Origin of the sequence: Comamonas sp. lk (assembly GCF_900564145.1) — a bacterium.
In the GTDB taxonomy this organism is placed as follows: domain Bacteria; phylum Pseudomonadota; class Gammaproteobacteria; order Burkholderiales; family Burkholderiaceae_C; genus Comamonas.
Map to the genome: position 1 here is coordinate 2,357,523 of NZ_UOOB01000001.1, position 25,729 is coordinate 2,383,251.

At 61.6% G+C, this 25,729-nt stretch carries 19 protein-coding genes, 1 pseudogene and 1 riboswitch; of the genes and pseudogenes, 17 read left to right on the forward strand and 3 right to left on the reverse strand.

Going from position 1 to position 25,729, the window contains the following annotated elements; genetic code table 11:
- Positions 1 to 12: 12 nt before the first annotated feature.
- Both EAO39_RS10885 and EAO39_RS10890 read right to left on the reverse strand, forming a co-directional pair.
- Positions 13 to 960 carry a tripartite tricarboxylate transporter substrate binding protein gene (locus EAO39_RS10885; RefSeq protein WP_120970940.1) on the reverse strand — a complete coding sequence of 316 codons (948 nt, stop codon included), beginning with the start codon at positions 958 to 960 and terminating at the stop codon, positions 13 to 15.
- A gap of 73 nt (positions 961 to 1,033) precedes the next feature.
- Complete coding sequence (locus EAO39_RS10890; RefSeq protein ID WP_120967403.1) at positions 1,034 to 1,876, reverse strand: TauD/TfdA family dioxygenase; 843 nt, start codon at positions 1,874 to 1,876, stop codon at positions 1,034 to 1,036.
- A gap of 512 nt (positions 1,877 to 2,388) precedes the next feature.
- Here EAO39_RS10890 and EAO39_RS10900 point away from each other — a divergent pair.
- Positions 2,389 to 3,405 carry an AraC family transcriptional regulator gene (locus tag EAO39_RS10900; RefSeq protein ID WP_120970942.1) on the forward strand — a complete coding sequence of 339 codons (1,017 nt, stop codon included), beginning with the start codon at positions 2,389 to 2,391 and terminating at the stop codon, positions 3,403 to 3,405.
- A 68-nt stretch (positions 3,406 to 3,473) separates the two neighbouring features.
- Here EAO39_RS10900 and EAO39_RS10905 read toward each other — a convergent pair whose 3' ends face one another.
- Positions 3,474 to 4,394: a LysR family transcriptional regulator gene (locus tag EAO39_RS10905; protein ID WP_120967405.1), complete on the reverse strand. Its 921-nt coding sequence runs from the start codon at positions 4,392 to 4,394 to the stop codon at positions 3,474 to 3,476.
- Between the two features lie 112 nt (positions 4,395 to 4,506).
- Between EAO39_RS10905 and EAO39_RS10910 the strand changes: the two genes are divergently transcribed.
- The 16 genes and pseudogenes from EAO39_RS10910 to EAO39_RS10990 all read left to right on the forward strand — a co-directional run bounded on the left by EAO39_RS10910 (position 4,507) and on the right by EAO39_RS10990 (position 25,706).
- Entirely contained in the window at positions 4,507 to 6,630 is a 2,124-nt protein-coding gene (locus EAO39_RS10910) for a 3-hydroxyacyl-CoA dehydrogenase NAD-binding domain-containing protein (protein WP_120967406.1), read from the forward strand.
- A 146-nt stretch (positions 6,631 to 6,776) separates the two neighbouring features.
- The gene (locus EAO39_RS10915) at positions 6,777 to 7,973 is read left to right on the forward strand and encodes an acetyl-CoA C-acyltransferase (RefSeq protein ID WP_120967407.1); all 1,197 of its coding nucleotides are present in this window, start codon (positions 6,777 to 6,779) and stop codon (positions 7,971 to 7,973) included.
- A gap of 138 nt (positions 7,974 to 8,111) precedes the next feature.
- Entirely contained in the window at positions 8,112 to 9,323 is a 1,212-nt protein-coding gene (locus EAO39_RS10925; protein ID WP_120967409.1) for an acyl-CoA dehydrogenase family protein, read from the forward strand.
- A 25-nt stretch (positions 9,324 to 9,348) separates the two neighbouring features.
- Positions 9,349 to 10,497, forward strand: coding sequence for an acyl-CoA dehydrogenase family protein (locus EAO39_RS10930; protein WP_120967410.1), 1,149 nt, complete (start codon positions 9,349 to 9,351; stop codon positions 10,495 to 10,497).
- 105 nt (positions 10,498 to 10,602) lie between these two features.
- Entirely contained in the window at positions 10,603 to 11,838 is a 1,236-nt protein-coding gene (locus tag EAO39_RS10935) for a CoA transferase (RefSeq protein ID WP_120967411.1), read from the forward strand.
- Between the two features lie 36 nt (positions 11,839 to 11,874).
- Positions 11,875 to 12,855 (forward strand): tripartite tricarboxylate transporter substrate binding protein, encoded by a 981-nt coding sequence (locus EAO39_RS10940; protein ID WP_120967412.1) that lies wholly within the window; start codon positions 11,875 to 11,877, stop codon positions 12,853 to 12,855.
- 171 nt (positions 12,856 to 13,026) lie between these two features.
- Entirely contained in the window at positions 13,027 to 13,776 is a 750-nt protein-coding gene (locus EAO39_RS10945; protein ID WP_120967413.1) for an electron transfer flavoprotein subunit beta/FixA family protein, read from the forward strand.
- 14 nt (positions 13,777 to 13,790) lie between these two features.
- Positions 13,791 to 14,723: pseudogene (locus tag EAO39_RS10950) on the forward strand (FAD-binding protein).
- Between the two features lie 151 nt (positions 14,724 to 14,874).
- Positions 14,875 to 15,870, forward strand: a complete 996-nt coding sequence (locus EAO39_RS10955) for a tripartite tricarboxylate transporter substrate binding protein (RefSeq protein ID WP_120967414.1) — start codon at positions 14,875 to 14,877, stop codon at positions 15,868 to 15,870.
- A 163-nt stretch (positions 15,871 to 16,033) separates the two neighbouring features.
- Positions 16,034 to 16,247: riboswitch (cobalamin riboswitch) on the forward strand.
- A gap of 123 nt (positions 16,248 to 16,370) precedes the next feature.
- Positions 16,371 to 16,997 carry a cob(I)yrinic acid a,c-diamide adenosyltransferase gene (gene cobO / locus EAO39_RS10960; RefSeq protein WP_120970944.1) on the forward strand — a complete coding sequence of 209 codons (627 nt, stop codon included), beginning with the start codon at positions 16,371 to 16,373 and terminating at the stop codon, positions 16,995 to 16,997.
- Positions 16,997 to 17,857: an ABC transporter substrate-binding protein gene (locus EAO39_RS10965; protein WP_120967415.1), complete on the forward strand. Its 861-nt coding sequence runs from the start codon at positions 16,997 to 16,999 to the stop codon at positions 17,855 to 17,857. Before cobO ends, EAO39_RS10965 begins: the two co-directional genes overlap by 1 nt.
- Entirely contained in the window at positions 17,854 to 18,885 is a 1,032-nt protein-coding gene (locus EAO39_RS10970) for an iron ABC transporter permease (protein WP_120967416.1), read from the forward strand. The genes EAO39_RS10965 and EAO39_RS10970 overlap by 4 nt, the downstream gene beginning before the upstream one ends.
- The gene (locus EAO39_RS10975; RefSeq protein ID WP_120967417.1) at positions 18,885 to 19,670 is read left to right on the forward strand and encodes an ABC transporter ATP-binding protein; all 786 of its coding nucleotides are present in this window, start codon (positions 18,885 to 18,887) and stop codon (positions 19,668 to 19,670) included. The genes EAO39_RS10970 and EAO39_RS10975 overlap by 1 nt, the downstream gene beginning before the upstream one ends.
- 53 nt (positions 19,671 to 19,723) lie before the next feature.
- Positions 19,724 to 20,800 (forward strand): cobalamin biosynthesis protein CobW, encoded by a 1,077-nt coding sequence (cobW, locus tag EAO39_RS10980; RefSeq protein WP_120967418.1) that lies wholly within the window; start codon positions 19,724 to 19,726, stop codon positions 20,798 to 20,800.
- Positions 20,800 to 24,612 (forward strand): cobaltochelatase subunit CobN, encoded by a 3,813-nt coding sequence (cobN, locus tag EAO39_RS10985; protein WP_120967419.1) that lies wholly within the window; start codon positions 20,800 to 20,802, stop codon positions 24,610 to 24,612. Before cobW ends, cobN begins: the two co-directional genes overlap by 1 nt.
- On the forward strand, positions 24,609 to 25,706 hold the full coding sequence (locus tag EAO39_RS10990; RefSeq protein ID WP_120967420.1) for an AAA family ATPase: 1,098 nt from the start codon (positions 24,609 to 24,611) through the stop codon (positions 25,704 to 25,706). The genes cobN and EAO39_RS10990 overlap by 4 nt, the downstream gene beginning before the upstream one ends.
- The last annotated feature ends 23 nt before the right edge of the window (positions 25,707 to 25,729 follow it).

The window sequence follows — 25,729 nt, forward strand, 5'->3', positions numbered from 1 at the left end:
GTTGGGCGCGGCTTATTCCGGTTTGTAGTTGATGGACTTGAGCAGCGCGGCCTGTTGCTGGCTGGCCTGTTTGAGGTCGGCCATCAGCTCTTCGCTGGTCGCTGCCGTGGGTTCATCCATGCCCATTTCACGCACGCGCTTTTGCACGGCAGCCTTGCGGAAATGCGCCAAGGTGATTTCGCGCACTTTTTGCTGAATCGCTGGCGGGACATCGGGGCGAGACCAGACGCCAAACCAGCCGGCCTGTGCCAGTTGTGGGTAACCGAGCTCCTTGAAGGTCGGGGTGTCCGGCAGTTCGGCAATGCGCGTGGGGTAATTCACGGCAATCGGCTTGATCTTGCCGGCCTTGATCAGAGGCAGGGAGGTGGTCAGGCCGTCAAACATCAAAGGAATATGGCCGCCCATCAAGTCGGTCAAGGCAGGAGGAGAACCTTTGTAGCCCACATGTTTGAGCTGGATACTCGTCAGCTGTCCCAGCAGCATGCCAGAGGTGTGGCCCTTCATGCCGGTGGCGTAGGACGCAAAGTCCAGACCGCCCTTTTGGGTCTTGGTATAGCTGATGAGCTGCTGCAGATTGGAGACGGGCAGCTCCTTGTTGGCCACCAGAATCAGGCCGGTACGGCTGATCTGGGCCAGTGGCTTCAAGTCCTTGAACGGCTGGTAGTTGACTTTGTAGGCCAGAGGCGTCTCGGCGACGATACCGCCCTGAATCACCAGCAAGGTATGGCCGTCCTTGCCGTTGGCCATCAAGTCATTCACCGCCAGCACGCCGCCGGCACCCGGCTTGGATTCGACGATGACGGTCTTGCCCAGATCCTGCTGCAGACCCTCGGCCAGCAAGCGGGCCAGGGAGTCGGCACTGCCGCCGGCCGGCGCACCGACCACCAAGCGCAAGGGCTTGCTGGGCCAGTCGGCCTGGGCCTGAACCTGGGTGCTCAAGGCCGTGCCCAGCACGGCCATACCCAGTACCAATGTGTTGCGGCGTCGCTTGAAGTTCTGCATGTCTTGTCTCCTTGATGGTTTTTTGTGTGACTTAGAACGGTTTGTCGCCGATGATGGCTGCGCGCTCCATCTTGCGGGGGGCGGGCCAGTAGTCCTGCACGGCGTAGTGCTGGGTGCAACGGTTGTCCCACATGGCAACGCTGCCGGGTTTCCAGCGGAAGCGCACCTGGTACTCAGGGATGGCGGCCTGGCTGATCAGGTAGTTCAGCAGCATGCTGGAGCCGGGCGTCTTGTCCTGACCGTAGCGCACGTTCTCGGGCGTGTGGTAATTGGCAAAGTGGGTGGTGAAGCTGCAAACGTACAGAATCTTCTCGCCGGTTTCGGGGTGGGTGCGCACCACGGGGTGCTCGACCGGAGGATTCATGCGACCGAGTTCCAGACGCTTTTCTTCGGGCATGACAGCGCCGAAACCGTGCTCGATGCTGGACTTGGCCTTCAGGCCGTCAATCTTCTTCTTGATGTCGTCGGGCAGGTTTTTATAGGCCTCCACCATATTCACCCAGATGGTGTCGCCACCGACGGCAGGGCCGTCGACGCAGCGCAGCACACAGCCCATGGTGGGCGTCTCGCGCCACTGACCGTCGGTGTGATATGTGTTTTCGTAGTTCTCGCGCTTTTCGCTGCGATAGATCTGGACCAGGCCGGGGTGATCCGGATCGCTGCCGGCCACGGGGTGGTCTTCCAGATCGCCGAAGTGACGGGCAAAAGCCACGTGCTCGCCGCGTGTGATGTCCTGGTCACGGAAGAACAGCACCTTGTGCTGCAGCAGCAAGGCCTTGATTTCGTTGGCCAGGCCTATGTCGCGGGATGCATCCCCCAGGCTCACGCCAGAAACTTCAGCACCAATGCTGCAGGTCAGTTGTTCGACTTTCATAGCCTTCTCCTAGATTGTGAAAACGGATGCGCCCAGGGTTCGGTGGGACTTCAGGTCGCTGTGCGCCCGGGCTGCATCAGTCAGCGTGTAGCGTTTGTGAATGTCGATGCGGACGCTGCCGGCTGCCTCATGGTCAAACAGATCGGTCAGCAGGGGCTTAAACACTCTGCGGCAGCAAGGCGTTGATGCACGTTATTGCCGCTCAGGGAAAATTTTCGGATTAGCAGGCGCCGGAAGGCTTGACCGATTGCGACAGCTTGTTGCCCTCTTTGACAGAACTGGGAAAACCCTAGCGATCTTTGGCCTGGAAAGCGCACCCCTGGCCTGCAGATCGACACTCTGTCGTTGCTCTGTTTGCTTAACGCTGGGGGGAGGCTAGGGAACTACTCGATTGACCGGCATCGCGGCTATTGATATAAATCAAAAACGCACGCTTATAAAAAAGCATGCGTTTCATAATTTTTGCTGAGCCCAAACGCAGGGCTCAGAGCAATGGATTTGCATTGGTCACGATGACGCCCCGTATCCGCAGTGTCAGCCTCGGCAAATATGCCAAGGTGGCAAATGAGCTTGGTATTGATCCGCTGCGCATGTTTCGCCAGGTGGGGCTGGATCACAGCTGCCTGAATTCTCCCGATCTTCTGGTTCCCGAAGCGGCGTTTGCCCGCTTGCTGGAGACTTCGTCGGCTCAGGCTGGCCAGGCTTCGTTAGGCTTGCTCATGGGGTCGTATTGGCGTTTGTCGGATTTTGGTCCCCTCAGCCTGCTGCTGCAGCACCAGGCCAGCCTGTCTTCCATGCTGCAGACGCTCAAGGACTACAACCACCTGATCAGCAGCACGGTGGCCACTGAAATCGTGACGCAGGGGCGTTACTCCATCATTCAGCTGCACCTGGATACCGAACGCGACAGTCCCGGTCGTCACCCCATGGAATTGGGCATTACCGCCTTGCTGAGTCTGTGCCGCCACCAACTGGGCAGAGGCTGGAATCCGGCAAGCATTCATTTCTCCCATAACTCACCTGGCAGCACCATGAACCACCGCCGGGTGCTGGGAAGCGATATTGTGTTTGCCTCCGATTTTGACGGCATTGTGGTGAGCAACGAGGACATGAAGCTGCTCAATGCCGAGCACGACAGCCTGATGGAAAGCCATGCCCGCAGTCTGATGGACATGCATGCGCCACGGCCGGCCGCCAAATCGTTGGAGCAGCAGGTGCGCAGTACCTTGCAGTCCTTGCTGCCGCATGGTCGCCACAGCATTGCCCATGTGGCCAGCGCGCTCGGCTATACGGCCCGCTCTTTGCAGCGCCACCTGGAAACCCATGACACCAGCTTTCAGGAAGCCCTGGATACGGTGCGCAGGCAGGCGGCCTTGCGGGCGCTGAAAAACCCTCAGCTATCGATCAGCGAGGCGGCGTCTCTGGCCGGTTTTGCCGAGAACAGCTCTTTTACACGCTGGTTCAGCAAGCATTTCCAGCAAAGCCCCAGCAGCTGGCGCCAGCAAAATTCAAGCAGCACACTCTCCTGACACAGTCAGGTTGAGATGCAAAAACGCCAGCCTTCTAAGCTGGCGTTTTTCATTCTTGCGATCAGGGATTATGGCGGCGGCAACTTCGCGGCCAGGCTTGGCTCCTCGGGCTGGGCCTTGGCCAGCAAAAAGTCGATGCAGGTGCGTACAGACTTGGTCTGATGGCGATTGGGCAGGTAGAGCAGATACATATGGGTGCCAAAAATGCTCAGCCGGTATTCATCCAGCGTGGTCAGCACCTCGCCGCTGGCCAGTTTGTCCTGAACAACATAGTCGGGTACCAGGCCCACGCCCAGGCCCGCCAGAATGCCATCGCGCAGGAAGGGGAAATGCTCGGAGATCATGGTGGGCTCCAGCATCACTTCATGGCGCTCGGCACCCAGATAGGCGGCCAGGCGCAGCTGCCGCCCCGTCACGCCGGCGGTAATCAGCGGGCTGGCACGCAAGGCATGCAGGGTTTGAGGCAGGCCATGGGTCTGGGCGTATTCACGTGAGGCACAGGCCAGGTAGCGCACCGTACCCAGGCTGCGCGCCACCAGCGACAGAGGCGGCTCCTGGATCACGCGGATGATGATGTCCATATCGTCGCGCAGATTGTCGGCCCGGTTCTCGAACAGCACATCCAGCACGATGCCAGGGTATAGGCGCTTGAACTCGATCAGCCATTCGCTCATCACGATCTGGCCGTAGCCGCTGGGAACGCTGATGCCCACGCGCCCTTGCAGACTCTGGCCCAGGGCGGTAATGGCCTCACGCGCGGCCAGCATTTCGTTGTGGATATTGCGCCCGTGCTCGTACAGGCGCAGGCCGATTTCCGTGGGCTCCACCCGGCGTGTGGTGCGCTTGACTAGCTGCACCCCTGCGGATTTTTCCAGCTGGGTCAGGTGGTAGCTCACGTTGGCGCGCGTCATCTTGAGCTTGCGTGCAGCCTGGCTGAGGTTGCCGCTATCGATGATTTCAACCAGCAGTGTCAGTGATTGGGAGTCCATGGCTTGATTGTCTGAATTTATTTGACAGTCTGTCAATGATTCATGGGATTGTTAGAAAACATTGTCGCCGTAAGAATGTGGGCAGTTAATCCAAGCCATAACGGAGACATGTATGACCTCTGAAGCATCCACTTCTGTCGTTGAACTCAAGCAAGACGGTGATGTCCTGCTGGTCAGCATCCAAAACCCACCTGTCAATGCCCTGGGCGCCGCCGTGCGCCAGGGTCTGACGGCCGCCATGGAGCAGGCCGATGCCAACGACGCGGTCAAGGCCGTGCTGATCGTGGGCCAGGGCAAGGCCTTTATCGCCGGTGCCGACATCCGCGAATTCGGCAAGCCCCCGGTGGCACCTTTTCTGCCTGATGTTTGCAACCGCATCGAAGCCTGCCGCAAGCCCGTGGTGGCTGTGATTCATGGCGCGGCCCTGGGTGGCGGTCTGGAGATCGCCATGGCTGCTCATTACCGTCTGGCATTGCCTGCGGCGAAGCTGGGCCTGCCCGAAGTCTTGCTGGGCCTGATTCCCGGTGCCGGCGGCACGCAGCGCGCACCGCGTCTGATGGGCGTGAAGGCTGCCACCGAGTTGATGCTCAGCGGCAAGCAAATCGGCGCCCAGGCAGCTCTGGACGCAGGTCTGGTGGACAAGGTCGAGCAGGGCAGTGACCCCGTGGCCGCCGGTCTGGCCTATGCCCGTGAGCTGCTGGCTAGCGGCGCGGCTGTGCGCCCCACCAGCGCCGTGCTGGGTCAACTGGCCGACAAGGCCACAGCCCAGGTCGATCTCGACGCCTTGCGCGCCGATACGGCCAAGAAGTCGCGTGGCCTGTTCTCGCCCCTGAAGATCATTGATTGCGTGCAGGCAGCACTCGATCTGCCCTTTGCCGATGGCCTGAAGTTCGAGCGCAGCCAGTTTCTGGCCTGCATCGACAGCCCACAGCGCGCCGGTTTGATCCACGCTTTCTTTGCCGAGCGTGAAACCGCCAAAATTCCCGAAGCCAAGGCAGCGGCACCACGCCACTTTGCCAAGATCGCCATCATCGGCGGCGGCACCATGGGCGCCGGCATCACCGTCTCGGCACTGGATGCAGGTCTGGCCGTGACCATGATCGAGCGAGATGCCGAATCCATCGCCCGCGGTCAGGCCAATGTGGAGAAGGTCTACAACGGCCTGATCGCCAAGGGCCGCATGAGCGAAGAAGCCAAGGCGGCGGTGATGGCGCGTTACACGCCATCGACGAGCTACGACGACATTGCCGACGTGGATCTGGTGATTGAAGCCGTGTTCGAAGACCTGGAAGTCAAGAAGGCCGTGTTCAAGGAACTGGACCGCGTCTGCAAGAGCGGCGCCGTGCTGGCCACCAACACCTCCTATCTGGATATCGACGCGATTGCCGCCGTCACCAGCCGCCCCCAGGATGTGATTGGTCTGCACTTCTTCAGCCCCGCCAACATCATGAAGCTGCTGGAAATCGTCGTGCCCTCCAAGGTGGCGCCCGATGTGGTGACCACGGCTTTCGAGCTGGCCAAGAAGATGAAGAAGGTGCCGGTGCGCGCCGGCGTCTGCGATGGCTTTATCGGCAACCGCATTCTGGCCACCTACAAGCAGGCCGCCGACTATTTGATGGAAGACGGTGCTTCGCCCTACGAGATCGACGAAGCCGTGCGCGGCTTTGGCTTTGCCATGGGCCCGTTCCAGGTCACCGATCTGGCCGGTGGCGACATCGGCTGGGCCACACGCAAGCGCCGCGCCGCCACGCGTGACCCCAAGGCCCGCTACGTGGAGATCGCCGACCGCATCTGCGAAAACGGCTGGTTTGGCCAGAAGACGCAGCGCGGCTTCTACCTCTATCCCCAAGGCGCCCGCGTGGGCCAGGCCGATCCTGAAGTGCTGGCCATCGTGGATGCCGAGCGCGCCAAAAAAGGCGTGACGGCACGCCCGTTCAGCGCCGAGGAAATCATGCGCCGCTACATGGCCGCCATGGTCAACGAAGGCGCCAAGGTGGTGGAGGAGGGCATTGCCCTGCGCCCGCTGGATGTGGATGTGACCTTTATCTCGGGCTACGGCTTCCCCCGCCATCGCGGCGGCCCCATGAAGTGGGCCGATATGCAGGGCCTAGACAAGGTGCTGGCCGATATCGAAGCCTTTGCCAAGGAAGACGCGCTGTTCTGGAAGCCTGCGCCTCTGCTGCAAAAGCTGGTGGCCGAGGGACGGACTTTCGAGAGCCTGAATCAGGCCGCCTGAAGCCCGTCGGCTCCAACAGCACCATTCAAAAAAGTGAGCTGCTAGCGCTTTATTGATAAAAATCTCAATCAGAAAACATATTGAGATCCATCAAAAACAAGCGCTGGCAGCTATCAAAACATTCAAATATCAAGAGACTCATCATCATGCGTGAAGCCGTTATCGTTTCCACCGCCCGTACTCCGCTGGCCAAGTCGCACCGCGGCGAATTCAATGTGACGCCTGCCGCCCAGCTGGCAGCCTTCTCCGTCAAGGCCGCCGTAGAGCGCTCAGGCATCGATCCGGCCATGATCGAAGACTTGGTCCTGGGCTGCGGCAACCCCGATGGCTTCCAGGGCCGCAACCTGGGCCGTCAGGCCGTGCTGCGCGCCGAACTGCCGCTGAGCATTGCCGGCATGACGATTGCGCGCTACTGCGCCTCGGGCCTGCAGTCGATTGCCATGGCCAGCAGCCGCATCGTGGCCGAAGGCGTGGACGCCATGATTGCCGGCGGCGTGGAAACCATCTCCGGCATCCGCGCCGGCAACAATCTGCCCACCGACATGGACCCCTGGCTGCTCGAGCACAAGCCCGAGCTGTATATGGCCATGATCGACACCGCCGATGTGGTGGCCAAACGCTACGGCATCAGCCGCGAGGATCAGGATGCCTTCTCGCTGCAAAGCCAGCAGCGCACGGCCGCAGCCCAGGCTGCCGACTTGTTCAAGGACGAAATCATCGCCTGTGCCACGCTCATGGCCGAGAAGAACAAGGAAACCGGCGAAGTCACCTACCGCGACGTAGTCGCCACCAAGGACAACTGCAACCGTCCTTCGACCACGCTGGAAGGCCTGCTCAAGCTGGAGCCCGTCAAGGGCGCAGGCAACTTCATTACTGCCGGCAATGCTTCCCAGCTGTCCGACGGCTCCAGCGCCTGCGTGCTGATGGAAGCCAAGCAGGCCGAGCGCCTGGGTCTTGAGCCGCTGGGTGCCTTGCGCGGCTTCGCCGTGGCCGGCTGCGAGCCCGATGAAATGGGCATCGGCCCGGTGTTTGCCGTGCCCAAGCTGCTCAAGCGCCACGGTCTCACCGTTCAGGATATCGATCTGTGGGAGCTGAACGAAGCCTTTGCCTCGCAAGCCCTGTACTGCCAGCGTCAACTGGGCATTCCCGGCGAGCGTCTGAACGTCAACGGCGGTGCGATCTCCATCGGCCACCCCTTCGGCATGACGGGTGCGCGTCTGGCCGGCCACATTTTGCTGGAAGGCCGCCGCCGCAAGGCCCTGAACCCCGCGGTGAAGTGGGGCGTGGTGAGCATGTGCATCGCCGGTGGCATGGGCGCTGCAGGCCTGTTCGAGATTTTTTGATAACCCCCTGAGGCGCTTTGCGCCTTCCCCCAAGGGGGACGACACCAGCGCGGCGGGGCGGCCCTTGCGCGATGTCTCCATCTTGGGGGCGTGCTCGTGCCTGCGACGCACAGCGATTGAATTACTGAGGACCCCGCAATGGATTTGCAATTCACCCCCCAAGAAGAGGCGTTCCGCGCCGAAGTACAGAGCTTCCTCAAGGAAAAACTGCCCAAGCACATTGCGCAAAAGGTCAAGGCCGGTCAGCGTCTGAGCAAGGCCGACCAGGACGAATGGCATGCCATCCTCAATGAGCGCGGCTGGTACGCCAACCACTGGCCCATGGAAAACGGCGGCCCCGGCTGGGGTGCGGTGGAAAAATTCATTTTCGACACCGAGTGCGCGCTGGCTGGCGGCCCCCGTGTCGTGCCTTTTGGCGTGAACATGCTGGGCCCGGTGCTGATCAAGTACGGCAACGAGCAGCAAAAGAACTACTGGCTGCCCCGCATGCTGAAAGGCGAAGACTGGTGGTGCCAGGGCTATTCGGAACCCGGCGCTGGCTCCGATCTGGCCTCGGTCAAGACCACGGCCGTGCGAGTCACTGACGAAACGGGCGATTTCTACATCGTCAACGGTCAGAAGACCTGGACCACGCAGGGCCAGCACGCGAACATGATCTTCTGCCTGGTGCGCACCAACCGCGAAGCCAAGGCCCAGGCCGGCATCAGCTTTTTGCTGGTGGACATGAACACGCCCGGCGTGGAAGTGCGCCCCATCCGCACGCTGGATGGCGACAAGGATGTCAACGAAGTCTTCTTCACCGATGTGAAGGTGCCCGTGGAAAACCTGGTGGGCGAAGAGAACAAGGGCTGGACTTACGCCAAGTACCTGCTCACCTATGAGCGCACTGGTATTGCAGGCGTGGGCTTTTGCATCTCGGCGCTGGCCAAGCTCAAGGTCGTGGCTGCCAAGGCGCACAAGAACGGCAAGCCTTTGAACCAGGACCCGCTGTTTGCCGCCCGCATGGCCAAGGTCGAGATTGACCTGGAAAACATGAAGACCACCAATCTGCGCGTGATTGCTGCCGTGGCCGGTGGCGGCGTGCCCGGAGCGGAAAGCTCCATGCTCAAGATTCGCGGCACGGAAATCCGCCAGGAAATCCTGTCGCTGATTCGTCGCGCCATGGGCGTCTATGCCGTGCCTTATATCGACGAAGCGCAATACGAAGGCTATGAGGATGCCCCCGTCGGTCTGATCGACGAAGCCGCCACCGCAGCTGCCAACTACTTCAACTACCGCAAGCTGTCGATCTTCGGTGGCTCCAACGAAATCCAGAAAAACATCATCTCCAAGATGATCCTGGGCCTCTGATTCGGGCAAGGCAAGGAATAAGCACATGAACTTCACACATACCGAAGACCGCCGCATGCTGGCGGACAGCCTGAACCGCTTTGTTGCCGAGCAGTATGGTATCGAGCATCGCAACCAGCTGGCTTACGGCGCGCAAGGGCACAGCCCTGAGCTGTATGCGCAATTTGCCGAGCTGGGCACGATTGGCGCACTGTTTCCCGAAGACGTGGGCGGCTTTGGCGGCTCCGGCTTTGACATCAGCGTGGTGTTTGAAGCCCTGGGCCGCGGCCTGGTGGCCGAACCCCTGCTGGGCGCACTGGTGGTGGGCCAGGCCCTGATTGCTGCAGGTACGGAATCGCAAAAACAAAAACTCGATGACATCATTGCCGGCGGCGTGATGGCCGCTCTGGCGCACGATGAGCCGGGCGGCCACTATGAACTGAACAATGTGGCTCTGTCGGCCAGCAAGACTGCTACCGGCTGGGTGCTCAACGGAGCCAAGAGTGTGGTGGCCTTTGGCGAAAAGGCCGGGCTGCTGCTGGTTTCGGCCCGCACCGCAGACGCTCAGTTCGACGAAGCCGGTATCAGCCTGTTCCTGGTGGACGGCAATGCCGCCGGTCTGGCCAAGCGCGGCTACAGCCGCATGGAAGGCGGCCGCGCCGCCGAACTGACTTTTGACAATGTGCAGCTGAGCGGCGATGCCTTGCTGGGCGCCGAAGGCCATGGCTACACCGTGCTGGAGCAGGTGCAAGGCTTTGCGTTGCTGGCCCTGGCCGCCGAGGCACTGGGTGCCATGGATGTGGCCAAGCAGCACACGCTGGAATATCTGCAGACCCGCAAGCAGTTCGGTGTGGCCATTGGCACTTTCCAGGCGCTGCAGCACCGCATGGCCGACCTGCTGCTGGAAGTGGAACAGGTGCGTTCCACCGTGGTCAACGCTGCGGACGCCATCGACAACGCCGAAGGCGTGGAGCGCGCCAAGATGCTGTCTGCCGCCAAGTACACCGTGGGTTATGTGGGTGCGATGGTGGCCGAGGAATGCATTCAGATGCATGGCGGCATTGGCATGACCTGGGAGCTGCCACTGGCGCACTACGCCAAGCGTCTGGTCATGATCGATCACCAGTTTGGTGACGAGGACCATCATCTGGCCCGCTTCATCGCCTTGGGTCAGAACGAAGGTCGGAGCGCCTGATCGACCCGGAACCCGCCTTGCAATAGGCTTAGGCTTGAGGGTGCCCGGTGCCTTGCTTGCTGCAAGGCGCCGGCCTTCCAGAGACAGAGATTGGAGAACAGCAAAATGAGCAGCCAACAAGAATTGCCGGACGACATGGACTTTCCCTTGGAAGGCGTGCGCGTACTGGATTTGTCGCGCGTGTTTGCCGGCCCGTTGTGCGGTCAGGTGTTGGGCGATTTTGGCGCCGAAGTGATAAAGGTGGAGCATCCCAAGCGCGGCGATGACACGCGCGACTGGGGCCATCGCGTCGGCAAGACCGAAACCACCTATTACAACAGCATGAACCGCAACAAGCGGTCCATCACGCTGGATCTGCAAAGCGCCGAGGCGGTTCAGATCATTTATGACTTGCTGCCCCAGTTTGATGTGGTGATTCACAACTTCAAGCATGGCGGTACGGACAAGCTGGGCTTGGGCTACGACAAACTCAAGTCCATCAAGCCCGATCTGATCTACTGCAGCGTAGCCGGCTACAGCAGCGAAACACCCGAAGCCAAGCGTCCGGGCTACGACCTGGTGATTCAAGCCGAAGCCGGCCTGATGGCCATCAACGGTGTGGAAGGAACGCCGCCTTTGAAGTTCGGCATGGCCGTGGTAGACATGATGACCGGCATGTATGCCGCACAAGCCGTGCTGGCCGCGCTTTACCGCAAGAGCCGTACCGGTCGTGGCCGCAAGATCGAGATGGCGCTGTATGACTGTGGTTTGACCATCACCGGCTATTACGCGCTGGATGCCATGCAACTGGGCCACGACACACAGCGCTATGGCAATGCCCACCCCTCCATAGTGCCTTACGGTCTGTTTGATGCTGCCGATGGTGCGCTGATCATTGCCGTGGGCAATAACAGCCAATTCGATGCCTTCTGCCGCACGGTCATTGAGCGCCCCGATATTGTGGAAGACCCCCGTTTTTCCACCAATGTGGAGCGTGCCAAGCACCGTGCTCTGATCTTGCCGATGCTGACGGGAATCATCGCTTCCAAGCCCCGCAAGCTGTTGCTGGAGCGCATGCATGCCGCCGGCATTCCTTGCGGCGAAGCTGCCGGACTGCATGAAGCCTTGACCAGCGAGCGTACCCGCCAGGCGGGCGTGTTCCAGCAAATGCCCCATCCCGTGGCCGGCCAGACCTGGGTGTTCGCGCCGCCTTACCGCCTGGACGGGCAGTTGCTGCCCATTCGCCACACGCCGCCTGTGCTGGGTGAAGCCACGCGCGAAGTGCTGCAGCAGTTGCTGAACTTGCCCGAAGCGGAGTTACAGGCGTTGCAGGCCAAGGGCGTGTTGACCCTACCTGTCTGAATTCCTCGATTTCTAGAACAACTACCGGAGACAAATATGCAAACATCCATGGGCCGCCGCCTGGTATTGGCTGCTGCTGCCGCAGCCAGCCTGGGAATGGGCCTGCCCGCGCAGGCCAACGAGTTCCCGAATCGTCCCATCACGCTGATCGTGCCTTTCCCGGCCGGTGGGCCCACGGACCGCCACATGCGCATATTGGCCGACATTGCCAGCAAGCATCTGGGGCAGCCCATCATCGTTGACAACCGACCAGGTGCTGGCGGTACCTTGGGTCCGGCTACAGTGGCGCGCACGGCAAAGCCCGATGGCTACACGATTGTCCAGTTCCCCATGTCGATGCTGCGCATGGCGCATATGCAGAAAACGGCCTGGAATCCGATCACCGACTTTACCTACATCATTGGGGTATCGGGCTACACCTTTGGCGTGGCAGTACGTACGGATTCGCCTTATCGCAGCTTCAACGACTACATTGCTGCGGCGCGCAAGAGTCCAGGCAAGATCGACTACGGCTCGACCGGCATTGGTTCATCCCCCCATCTGCTGATGGAAGAGTTGGCCGAGAAGGCCAAGGTCTCGCTCAACCATGTGCCTTTCAAGGGCGATGCCGATCTGCAACAGGCGCTGTTGGGAGGCCATCTGGCTGCGGAAAGTGGTGCCTCTGGCTGGGAGCCCCATGTAGAAAGCGGCAAGATGCGTTTGCTTGTCACTTTTGGTGAAAAGCGGACCCAGCGCTGGCCCGATGTGCCTACCGCCAAGGAACTTGGTTATGGCGTGGTGTCGCTCTCTCCCTATGGTCTGGCGGGCCCCAAGGGCATGGATGCTGCCGTGGTGCAGAGGCTGCACGATGCGTTCAAGAAAGCCATGGACGATCCGCGCCATACCGAGGTGCTGGCGCAGCTCAATCAGGGGCTGTGGTACCGCTCCGGTGCTGACTATCTGCAATGGGCCAAGGATGCCTATGCCAAGGACAAGGTGCTGATCGAGCGCCTGGGTCTGGCAGCCAACGCGAAATGAAGTCACTTTGGTGTGCATGTTTCATGCCTCCATATAGCCCTGCAAGCCGGCTTATGCAGGAGTGGTTCATGCGGAAGCCCGCATTTTAATTCCTGAATTCATAGCTGCCAGCGCTTGCTGAATAAGTGCTGGCATTCATTTCAATCACTAATCTGTGGAAGTAACAGCAGCATGAAGGTATTGGTCCCTGTCAAGCGCGTGGTGGACTACAACGTGAAGGTCCGCGTCAAATCGGACGGCACGGGTGTAGACATCGCCAACGTCAAGATGAGCATGAACCCCTTTGACGAAATCGCCGTCGAAGAAGCTGTGCGCCTCAAAGAAAAAGGCGTGGTGACGGAAGTCATCGCTGTCTCCTGTGGCGTGACCCAGTGCCAGGAAACCCTGCGCACGGCCCTGGCCATCGGCGCCGACCGCGCCATCCTGGTGGAAACCGATGTCGAACTGCAGCCTCTGGCCGTGGCCAAGCTGCTCAAGGCGCTGGTGGACAAGGAGCAGCCCGGTCTCGTGATCCTGGGCAAGCAAGCCATTGATGGCGACAACAACCAGACCGGCCAGATGCTGGCGGCGTTGGCTGATCTGCCCCAAGCCACTTTTGCCTCCAAGGTGGAAGTCGCTGGCGACAAGGTCAGCGTCAGCCGTGAAGTCGACGGTGGCCTGGAGACCCTGTCTCTGTCCACTCCCGCCGTCATCACCACCGACCTGCGCCTGAACGAGCCCCGCTACGTCACCTTGCCCAACATCATGAAGGCCAAGAAAAAGCAGCTCGACACCTTCAAGCCTGAAGACCTGGGTGTGGACGTCGCTCCTCGCCTGAAGACCCTGAAGGTGGCCGAACCCGCCAAGCGCGGTGCCGGTGTCAAGGTGGCCGATGTGGCAGCCCTGGTCGACAAGTTGAAGAACGAAGCCAAAGTGATCTAAAGGAAGAACGACAAATGACTTCTCTCGTTATTGCAGAACACGACAACGCTTCGATCAAGCCAGCGACCCTGAACACCGTGACGGCTGCCGCAGCCTGTGGTGGTGATGTGCACGTGCTGGTAGCCGGTGAACGTGCTGCAGCGGGCGCTGATGCCGCCTCCAAAATAGCCGGCGTCTCCTAGGTCATCCACGCCGATGGCGCAAGCCTGAAAGCCGGCCTGGCCGAGAACGTGTCCACTCAAGTGCTGGCCATCGCCGGCAACTACAGCCACATCCTGTTCCCTTCGACCGCTGCCGGCAAGAACATTGCTCCCCGCGTGGCCGCCAAGCTGGACGTGGCCCAGATCAGCGACATCACCAAGGTGGATGCGCCCGATACCTTCGAGCGTCCCATCTACGCCGGCAACGCCATTGCCACCGTGCAGTCCAGCGATGCCGTCAAGGTCATCACCGTGCGCACCACCGGCTTTGACGCCGCTGCTGCCACCGGTGGTTCTGCTGCGGTGGAAACGGCGGCTGCCGTGGCCGACTCTGGCAAGAGCGCTTTTGTGGGCCGCGAAGTCACCAAGAGCGAGCGCCCCGAACTGACGGCTGCCAAGATCATCGTCTCCGGCGGTCGCGCTCTGGGCTCGGCCGAGAAGTTCACCGAAGTCATGTCGCCCCTGGCCGACAAGCTGGGTGCTGCCATCGGTGCCAGCCGTGCAGCCGTCGATGCGGGCTACGCCCCCAACGACCTGCAAGTGGGCCAGACCGGCAAGATCGTCGCGCCTCAGCTGTACATCGCCTGCGGTATCTCGGGCGCTATCCAGCATCTGGCCGGCATGAAGGACTCCAAGGTGATCGTGGCGATCAACAAGGACCCCGAAGCCCCGATCTTCTCGGTGGCTGACTACGGCCTGGAGGCCGATCTGTTCACGGCAGTGCCGGAACTGGTCAACGCCAGGTAAGGTATTTTTGCGGGCAAGAGCCACATGTCTTGAAAAAAGATGGGGCGAACCAGCTCGGCCGCACCCATGCCATTGCCCCGATCTCTACAAGTTTCTGGTGCAGCCTGCCCACGGCCTGCTCCAGGAACTTGTCACACACCCAAGGAGACATATGTCCAACGCATTTTCAAGGCGCGCGTTTCTGCAGACCACCACGGCCGGCACGGCCGCTGCGGCTGCAGCGCTTGTCAGCCCTGCCTGGGCCAACAATGCCTGGCCGAACAAGCCGATTCGCATCATCGTGCCCTATACCGCCGGCGGCTTTACCGACCAGATGGCACGTCTGCTGCAAGTAGGCCTGCAAAAGGCTTTGGGTCAGCCCATCATTGTGGAAAACAAGCCGGGTGCCAACAGCATCATCGGTGTTGACCAACTGGCCAAGGCTGCGCCCGATGGCTATACCTTCGGCGTCGTCATCGCCGCCTATTCGGCCAATCCCTCGCTTTATGCCAAGCTGCCTTACAGCACCAAAGACTTGACAGGCGTGTCGCTGATGGGTATTTCGCCGCTGGTGGCGGCTGTGGCTGCCAATGCGCCATTCAAGACGACGGCCGAGTTGATTGCCTATGCCAAGACTCATCCCGGCAAGGTCAGCTTTGGCTCGTCGGGTGCGGGCTCTGCCGCACATCTGACTTCGGAGTTGATGCGCCTCTTGACCAAGACCGACATGGTGCATGTGCCTTACAAGGGTGCATCGCCTGCGCTGGCCGATCTCATGGGCGGACAGATTCCGCTGTTTCTCGATCCGCCTCCCAATCTGATTCAGCCGGCCAAGGCCGGTCGCATCCGCCTGATTGGAGTGGCCAGCGAAAAGCGCTTGCCGATATTGCCGGATGTCCCCACGTTTACCGAGCAGGGCATTCCCGGTCTGGTAGGCAGTACGTGGGCCGCCATGCTGGCACCTGCCGGCGTGCCCAAGGACATCATTCAGCGCATGTCCAAAGAAGTGGCCCGCATCGTGCGCAGCGAGGAAATCCGCACCCGCATGGAAGCCAGCATGGGAACCTTTGCCGAAGGCAGCACGCCAGAAGAGTGCAATGCCTTTATCGCAGCGGAAACCAGCAAATGGGGCAAGGTTGTGCGCGAGGCCAAGGTCAGCCTGGACTGATGGAGCTTGGCGGTAGCGCCCAACGGTTTCTTGTGCGCTACCAAGGGCCTGCTTGCCGCCGCTCGGCCGGGTGCGTCGTTTCAGACGCGTCTGGCTGGCGGCAGGCCGGCCATATTCGGTGATTGAGGAAATGAACTCGAAACACATCGAGGACACTTCTATAATTGATAACTTGCGATCAGGAGACTGGGCCTTGTTTGAGGCCAGTTGAAACGGGAAGTCCGGTGCGTTGAAGTTGCCTTCGACCATTCCGGCGCAGCCCCCGCTGCTGTAAACCTGACAGCCACACGTTGATACCACTGGGTCTTGAAACCCGGGAAGGTGTGTGTGCTGGATGACGGTGAGCCAGAATACCGACCTGTTCGTTCTCGGTCTTGTTCCACGGGGTGTGGTTGTTAGCGGGTCATGGTGTGTCTGCAGCATTGCTGCGCGGCATTGCTCGTCCCGGCTGTCGTTCTCCCTTGGGAATGGGTTTTATCGCCATTTCGCTCGGGGAGAGCATGGACGAACAGTTCATTCACGCACATGCGCAAAGCATGCTGCAGAAAAAAGCCAGCGTGCACGCTGCCATTGCCCGCTCGTCTGATGAGCGCGGTATTGTGCTGCTTGTGACTGGGCCTGGCAAAGGCAAGTCAACCTCCGCTTTCGGCATGTTGTACCGCGCCCTGGGTCACGGCATGCGTACCGGCCTGGTGCAGTTCATCACCGGCACCCATACCTCGGGCGAGATCACTTTTTTGCATCAGCTGGGCTGGATGGGGCAGGGCGCGCCGGCACCTGTGGACTATCACGCCATGGCAACGGGCTGCACCTGGAACAGCACGGATTGGAGCCGCGACAAACAGGCTGCAGACCTGGCCTGGCAGCAAGCCCTGCGCATGCTGGGCGATGAGCAGCTGAGCCTGGTGGTGCTTGATGAGCTGAGCTTCATGCTCAAGTACCGCTACCTGAAGGTCGAGCAGGTGGTCGCCGCCATTGCCGCGCGCCCTGCGGGCATGAGCGTGGTGATCACCGGACGCGATGCCCCGCAGGAGCTTTATGCGCTGGCAGACACGGTCAGCGAGATCGCCGATGTCAAACATGCGTTCCGCCAGGGCGTCAAAGCACAGCCCGGGGTGGATTACTGATGCGCAGTCTGCTGCTTCCTGTGCTGATGGCTGCGGCCTGCGTGGCGCCCGCCTGGGCTCAATCTGCCGGGCCGCGCCTGATGTCCACCAATATCTGCGCCGATGTTCTGGCCCTGAGTCTGGCCGATCCTTCCCAAATCATTTCCCTGTCGCGTCAGAGCCAGGATGCGAAGCGCTTTTCCATGGTCGCCAAGGCGAGCCAGTTTGCCGCCAATGAGGCTTCGGCCGAAGATGTTCTACACCTCAAGCCCGATGTGGTGCTGGCCTCGCGGCGCTGGAATGCCAGGCATCAGCAGGACTTGCTCAAGCAGTACGGCGTGCGCATCGTCACGGTGCCGTTTCCTACGGACTGGCAGGCCATCCTGGACAGCACGCTCAAGATGGGCAAGGCCATAGGGCGCGAAACCGAAGCCAAGGCACTGGTGCAGAACGTGCAGTCGCGCCTGGCAAAGCTGCAGGCCAGCTCGCGCCCGCTGAACGCTCTGTATCTGCGCCCCAATGGCGGAAGTGCCGGCACGCAAACCCATGTCGATGCGGTGCTGGCAGCAGCCGGCTTGCGCAACCACGCCACGGCCTTGGGCCTCAAAGGCTGGGGGCGCCTTGATATGGAGCGCATCTTGATGAACCCGCCTGACGTGTTCATCACGCCTTCCATGGTCAACGACACCGCATATGCCAAATCCGCCTTGAGCCGTCATCCACAAATGAAGGCTCTGCTGTCGCGTATCCCCGTGGTCACGCTCACCGAAAACGACTGGGGCTGCAGCAACTGGCAGCTGATTGAAGCGGCAGAAGCCGTTGCAGCCCAGCTGGATGCCTTGGGCCTGAGCGGCGCAACCGCCAAAGGTGCTCCGGTATGAGCGCCCGGCAGCAGGATTCTCGCCAGCAGACCTGGGCACTGAATCTGGCCTTGCTTTTGGCCTTGACGGCTCTGGCTGCCGTGTCGCTGGGCATAGGTTCGGTCTCCATCGGCGTTGCAGATTGGTGGAGTGCCGTGTCGCAGCCGCAAGAAGTCACGGAGCTGGCGCTGCGTCACCGCGCCATTCTGGAGCAGGTGCGGCTGCCGCGTGTGCTGCTGGCCATCGTGGTCGGCATGTCGCTGGGCACGGCGGGCGCTGCGCTGCAAGGCCTGTTGCGCAACCCTTTGGCCGAGCCCGGTTTGCTGGGAGTCAGCTCCAGCGCCGGTCTGGGCGCTGTTTTGTGCATTTACTTCGGTCTATGGCACTGGAATGCCTGGTTGCTGCCCGTGGTCGCCATGGGCGCTGCCGGTCTGTCTACCCTGGTGCTCTACCGCATTGCCAGCCAAGGGGCCAGCAATCTGACCTTGATTCTGGCCGGTGTCGCGCTCTCGTCGCTGACGGCCGCGCTGACCTCGCTGGCCATCAATCTGGCGCCTACGCCCACCGACATGCAGGACATCGTGCTGTGGTTGATGGGTTCGCTGGCCGACCGCAGCTTTGACGAGCTGCGCCTGTGCCTGCCCTTCATCGCGCTGGGACTGGCCTTGCTGGCCTTCAGTGCCCGCCAGCTGGATGCCCTGACGCTGGGCGAGGATGAAGCGCGCAGCGTGGGAGTGAATCTGCCCCGGCTGCGGGCGCAAATCATCGTGGGTACGGCGCTTTGCGTGGGTGCCAGCGTGGCCGTCACGGGCACGATAGGCTTTATTGGCCTGGTCGTGCCGCATCTGTTTCGCTCTGCCGTAGGCTACAAACCTTCGCGTCTGATGCTGCCCAGCGCCTTGGGCGGTGCCGCCTTGCTGCTGGCTGCCGACATTGCGCTGCGCTTACTCAGCGGTCGTGTCGAGCTGATGCTGGGCGTGGTGACGGCCTTGATGGGCGCGCCCTTCTTTCTGTATCTGGTGCTGCGCGAGCGCTGGAGGACACGCTGATGCAAGTGTTATCCGTGGATTCGCTGCGGGTCGGCCTTGCCGGCAGAGATTGCGTGCATGGACTCTCGTTTGAGGTTCGCGCCGGTGAGCTGTTTGCGCTGATAGGCCCCAACGGAGCCGGCAAGAGCACGGCTTTGCGGGCCATGGCCCAGCTCTTGCCCCACCAGGGAACGGTACGTCTGGACGGCGAGGATCTGGAGCGGCTTTCCGCCGCCCAGCGAGCCAGGCGCATTGCCTATCTGGCGCAAGGCGATCAGGTGGTCTGGCCGCTCAAGGTGCGCGATTTTGTGGCGCTAGGGCGTTTACCGCACCAGCGTGGCTGGGCCAGAAACTCGCAGTCGCACGAAGATGCTCAGGCGGTTGACAGAGCGCTGGACGCCATGCATCTGAGCTCCATGCAGCAGCGCAATCTGGATCAGCTCTCGGGCGGAGAACGCGCCCGGGCGCGTCTGGCCCGGGCATTGGCCGTGCAGGCGCCGCTGCTGCTGGCCGACGAACCCGTGGCGGCGCTGGACCCTTATCACCAACTGAGTGTGATGGAGCTGCTGCGTGCCCAGTGCAATGCCGGCAGCGCCGTGGTAGTGGTCCTGCACGACCTGACCTTGGCCAGCCGCTTTTGCAACCGCGTGCTTTTGCTCAATCAAGGCCGGATCACGGCCTGCGGCGAGCCGCGCAAAGTTTTGACGCCCGCACATCTGCAACAGGTCTACCAGGTGCAGGCCATGCATGGCGAGCATGAGAGCCAGGGCTATGTCGTGCCCTGGAGCTGCAGGCCCAGTACCTGAGCGCCGCTACGCAGCAGCGGCATTTGTGAGAACTTATTTTTTGGAGTAAAGCTATGAACAGCAGCAAGAAAATTCCCGCCACCATCGTGACCGGCTTTTTGGGCAGCGGCAAAACCACCTTGCTACGCCATATTCTGGAGAATGCCAACGGCCGCCGCATTGCCGTGATCGTCAATGAATTTGGCGAGCTGGGCATCGACGGCGATATTTTGCGCAGCTGCGGCATTGGCTGCGACGACGATGGCGTCGAGCAGGGCGGCCAGCTGTATGAGCTGGCCAATGGCTGCCTGTGCTGCACGGTGCAGGAAGAGTTCTACCCCGTGATGCGCCAGCTGATAGAGCGCCGTGACGAGATTGATCACATCCTGATCGAGACCAGCGGTCTGGCCCTGCCCAAGCCCCTGGTCCAGGCCTTCAACTGGCCCGAGATCAAGAATGCCTGCACCGTCGATGCCGTGATCACCGTGGTGGATGTGCCCGCCACTGCGGCCGGCCAGTTTGCGGCCAACCCGGCGGCCGTGGATGCGCAGCGCAAGCTGGACCCCAATCTGGACCATGAGTCGCCGCTGCACGAGCTGTTTGAAGATCAACTGATCTCCGCCGATCTGGTGGTGCTGAGCAAGCTGGATCAAGCCAGTGCGCAGGACCGCGCCAAGGTGGAAGCCATTGTGCGCGAAGAGATTCCTGCGCAAGTCAAGATCGTGGCGGCCGACCATGGCCGCATCGATCTGGGCGTGGTGCTGGGCCTGTCCAGCGCTTCGGAAGAGACCATAGAGCAACGCAAGGGTCATCACGATCATGAGGGCGCGCATGACCATGATGAACACGATCACGAGGAATTTGACTCCATCGTCATCAAGCTGCCCGAAGTCGAGCGCGAGGCCTTGCTCGAAGCCATGGAGCAAATCGTAGCCAAGCACACGGTGTATCGCATCAAGGGTTTTGTGGCTCTGCCCGGCAAGCCCATGCGCCTGGTGGTGCACGGCGTGGGCAAGCGCTTCGACAGCTATTTCGATCGCCTGTGGCGTGCCGCTGAAGAGCGTCAGACCTATCTGGTTTTCATAGGCCACGACCTGGATGAAAACGACATCCGCGCCGAGCTGAATGCTCAGATGGCGGGAGTGCTCTGATGCACCTGCTTGCCGTTCAGCCCGGTGGCTTTGTAGATGACGAAGCCTTTGTTGCCAGCATGGAGCAGACGCCCGGCCAGATCGTGATTCTGAGTGCGGCCGACACCACCTTGGCGCTGCTGGCCGACGCCTATGCGCAGCTGCAATCGGGCGTGGACGGCGAGCAGATGCCCAGTGTTCGCCTCGCCAATCTGATGCATTTGCGCCAGCCGGCTTCGGTGGATCTTTACGTGGACGAGGTCTTGCAGCATGCCAGGGTGATCGTGATCGATCACCTGGGAGGCGAGAGCTACTGGCCTTATGGCACGGACCGCATACGCGACATCTGCCGCCGCCATCGCATTGCGCTGGTCATGTTCTCCGGCGACACCACCGAAGATCTGAATCTGCTGCAAAAAAGCACGGCCAGCATGGAGCAGTGCCGCACGCTGTGGCGCTATCTGCGCGAAGGCGGTGCGGCCAATGCACGCGAGCTGTTTGGCTATCTGTGGCACGCGTTTCTGGAGGGGCCGCAGCAGGCGCTGCCGCCCAGGCCTTTGCCGCCGGTGTCGGTGTATCACCCCGAGCTGACCAGCGCTTCGGCTGAGGCCTGGCAGCAAGCCGGGAAGATGCAATGGCATGCTGGCGCTCCCGTGGTGCTGGTGGTGTTCTACCGCGCCCATCTGCAGTCCGGCAATACGCGCGTGTTCGACGCCTTGTGCGAGCAACTGCTCAAGAAAGGCCTGAATCCGTTGCCGCTGGCCCTGCTATCGCTCAAGGATGCGGACTGCCTGAGCATGCTGCACGCCTTGTGCGCCGAGCACCAGGTGGCGCTGATTCTCAACACCACGGCATTTTCCCAGTCGTCGCTGGAGACGCCTGGTGATCATGCGCTGGCCGGCGACATCCCGGTGCTGCAGCTGATCCTGTCTGGCGGCAACGAACAAAGCTGGCTTAACGATGCGCATGGCTTGCAGCCCCGCGATATCGCCATGCATGTGGCCATGCCGGAGGTGGATGGGCGCATCATCACGCGCGCCATCAGCTTCAAAGGCCTGTCTCACCGCAGCGAGCTGACGCAGTCGGACGTGGTGCAGTACCAGGCGCATGCGGAGCGCATGGCTTTTGTGGTGGAGCTGGCCAGGCGCTGGTGTGCTTTGAGATCCAAGCCCAATGCCGACAAGCGGCTGGCGCTGATCCTGGCCAACTACCCGACCAAGGAAGGGCGCATCGGCAACGGCGTCGGGCTGGATACGCCAGCTTCCGTTATACAGATACTGCAGGAGCTTGAGCGCCAGGGCTATACGCTGGATGGCTTGCCTGCCGATGGCGATGCGCTGATGCAGACGTTGCAGCACGGCATCACCAACGATCCCGACTCGTGGCAGCTGCGGCCCGCCTGGCAAAGTCTGGATCTGGCGAGCTATCAGCAATATTTCGACAGCCTGCCGGAGGCGAACCGGCAGGCCATTGAGCAGCGCTGGGGCGAGCCCCGACAGGACCCCATGCTGCGCAACGGCCGCTTCATGATCGCCGGACTGCGCCTGGGTCAGGTGTTTGTGGGCATACAGCCGGCCCGTGGCTACCAGCTCGATGCCATGGCCAGCTACCACGATCCCGACCTGGTGCCGCCACATTACTACCTGGCTTTCTACCATTGGCTGCGCACGGCCTGGGCCGCCGATGCCATGGTCCATGTGGGCAAGCACGGCAATCTGGAATGGCTGCCGGGCAAGAGCGTGGCCCTGGCCCAGACCTGCTGGCCGGATCTGGTGTTCGGCCCCATGCCGCATCTGTATCCCTTCATCGTCAACGATCCCGGCGAAGGCACGCAGGCCAAACGCCGGGCACAGGCCGTCATCATTGACCACCTGATGCCGCCGCTGACGCGCGCCGAAAGCTATGGGCCCACCCGTGATCTGGAGCGCATGGTTGACGAGTACTACGAAGCCATCACCCTGGACGCGCGCCGCGCCAAGCTTTTGCGCAAGCAGATTCTGGCGCACATCGTGGCCCATGATCTGCACCAGGATCTGGGTCTGGCGGCGCCGCGCTCGCCAGAGGATGAGCAGCAACTGCTCAACAAGACCGATGCCTATCTGTGCGAGCTCAAGGAAAGTCAGATCCGCGACGGTTTGCATATATTTGGCCGCTCGCCGCAGGACAGGCTGGAGCGAGACACCCTGCTGGCGCTGGCCCGCCACCCCGTGGGCAATGGCAAGGGCGGGCAGAACAGCCTGATTCGGGCGCTGGCGCAGGACTTGAAGCTGGGTGCAGATTTCAACCCGCTGGATGCCGACTGGGCGCAGCCATGGAATGGGCCGCGCCCCGAGTTGCTGGCCCAGGTGGACGCCCAGCTATGGCGGAGCACCGGCGACACCCGCGAACGCCTGGAATTGCTGTCGCTATTAATACTGGAGCGCGATGCGCTTATATATAAAGCGCTGGAGGCCGATTTTCCTCAAACCCAGGCCGTGCTGCAGCGGGTGGAACAGGATTTGCGCCCGCGCCTCAATCAATGCGGTCCGCAGGAGTTGCTGCAGCTGATGCGCGGTCTGCAAGGGCGTTTTGTGCCCGCCGGCCCCAGCGGTGCACCCACGCGCGGCAGGCCCGATGTGCTGCCCACGGGGCGCAATTTCTTCTCCATCGATACGCGTGCCGTGCCAACGCCTACCAGCTGGACCTTGGGCCTGAAGTCTGCCAATTTGCTGGTGGAAAAATACGCGCAAGAGCATGGTGAGTATCCGCAGTCGCTGGGCCTGTCGGTCTGGGGGACGGCCACCATGCGCACCGGCGGTGACGATATTGCACAGGCACTGGCCTTGCTGGGCGTACGTCCGACCTGGGCGGACGGCAGCTGGCGGGTCAGTGATTTTGAAGTGCTGCCCATGTCGGTGCTGGGCCGCCCCCGGGTCGATGTCACGCTGCGGGTATCGGGCTTTTTCCGCGATGCATTCACCAATGTGATCCGCCTGTTTGATGCCGCCGTACAGAAAGTGGCGGCGCTGGAGGACGAGGATGCTTTCACCAACCCCATACGGGCCCGGGTGCTGCGCGAAGCCGAGCAACTGCAGTCGCAAGGCATGGCGCCCACGGATGCCCGCCATCAGGCCGGACTGCGTGTTTTTGGCGCCAAGCCCGGCAGCTATGGGGCGGGCTTGCAGGGCCTGATTGACGGCCGCAACTGGGACAGCGATGAAGACCTGGCCACGGCTTATCGCAACTGGGGCGCTTATGCCTATGGGCAAAAGGACAACGGCACGGCCGTGCCAGACACCTTTGTGCGCCGGCTGTCGGATATGCAGCTGGTGGTGCACAACCAGGACAACCGCGAGCACGATGTGCTGGATTCGGACGACTACTACCAGTTCCAGGGCGGCATGGCGGCTGCCGTGCGCCACTTCAGCGGTCAGCAGCCGGCGCTGTATTTCGGCGATCACAGCAATCCCGAATCGCCGCGCATGCGCACCTTGCAGGAAGAGATCAGCCGCGTCGTGCGCTCCCGGGTCACCAATCCCAAATGGATTGAAGGCGTCAAGCGCCATGGCTACAAGGGCGCTTTCGAGATTGCAGCCACGGTGGACTATCTGTTTGCCTTTGATGCCACGGCGCGCGTGGTGCGCGATGACCAATATGCGCGCGTCACCGAGGCTTTTGTGAGTGATGCGGACACGCGAGCCTTTATGCAAAAGCACAACCCTCAGGCCTTTCATGGCATGTGCGAGCGCCTGCTGGAAGCCATACAGCGTGGCCTGTGGCAGGAAAGTGCCGACTATCAACCCTTGCTGGAGCAGCATCTGCTGCAGACAGAACAAATGCTGGAGCAGCAATGAGCACCGTATCAAGAAGCGAGCCCCTGTGTTTCCCGTTTACGGCGCTTGAGGGCCAGCAGCCGCTGCAACTGGCCTTGCTGCTGCTGGCCGTGGACCCGTTATTGGGCGGCGTGCTGGTCGAAGGGCCGCGGGGTACGGCCAAGTCCACCAGCGCCCGCGCGCTGGCCGAGCTGCTGCCCGCCGGGCGATTTGTGAATCTGCCGCTGGGCACGACCGAGGAACAGCTGCAAGGCTCTCTGGACCTGCAGGCCGCGCTCAAACACTCCGAAGTGCAGTTCAAGCCCGGCCTGCTGGCGCAAGCCCATCAGGGCTTGCTGTATGTGGACGAGGTCAATTTGCTGCCCGACGGTTTGGTGGACTTGCTGCTGGATGTGAGCGCCAGCGGCATCAACCGCGTGGAGCGCGATGGGGTGTCCCATCAGCATGCAGCGCGCATGGCCCTGGTCGGCACCATGAACCCGGAAGAGGGGCAGTTGCGTCCGCAACTGCTGGATCGCTTCGGGCTGTTTGTGCGTCTTGCCAATGTGCCCGATGTGGCCACGCGCAAGCGCATTGTGCTGACGCGCATGGCGTTCGACACCGATCCTGTGGGCTTTGTGGCCAGGTATGCCGAGGCTCAGAACCAGCTGCTGGCCCAGATCACGGCTGCCAGGGGCAGGGTGGACGCCATCACATGGCCTGAGGCCGTATTCGACAAGGTTGCGAGGCTGTGCCAGCTGGCGCAGGTGGATGGCGTGCGCGCCGACCTCGTCATGCTTCGCGCTGCCCGCGCCCATGCCGCCTTGCAAGGGCGCTTGGAAGTGAGCGGCGCCGATGTGGACATCGTGGCGGAGCTGGCTCTGGCCCATCGCCGCAACCCGCAGGCACCGCAGGAAACAACGCCGCCGCCAGCTTCGGATGCAGCGTCCGAAAGCCAGCCGGAGCAGCCGCCTCAGTCGCAATCCCAGCCTCAGTCCCAGACCGAGCAGCCAGCAGAAAATTCAGCCGGCAGCGGCTCTTCGGCTGCCGAAGGCTGGGGCGGGATGGCCGCACCCCAGCCGGTGGCGATTCAGACCGTCAAGGAGTTGAGGCCTTTCAACACAAAAAAAGCCTGATGCGTCCTGTTCTTCCCGGCAAA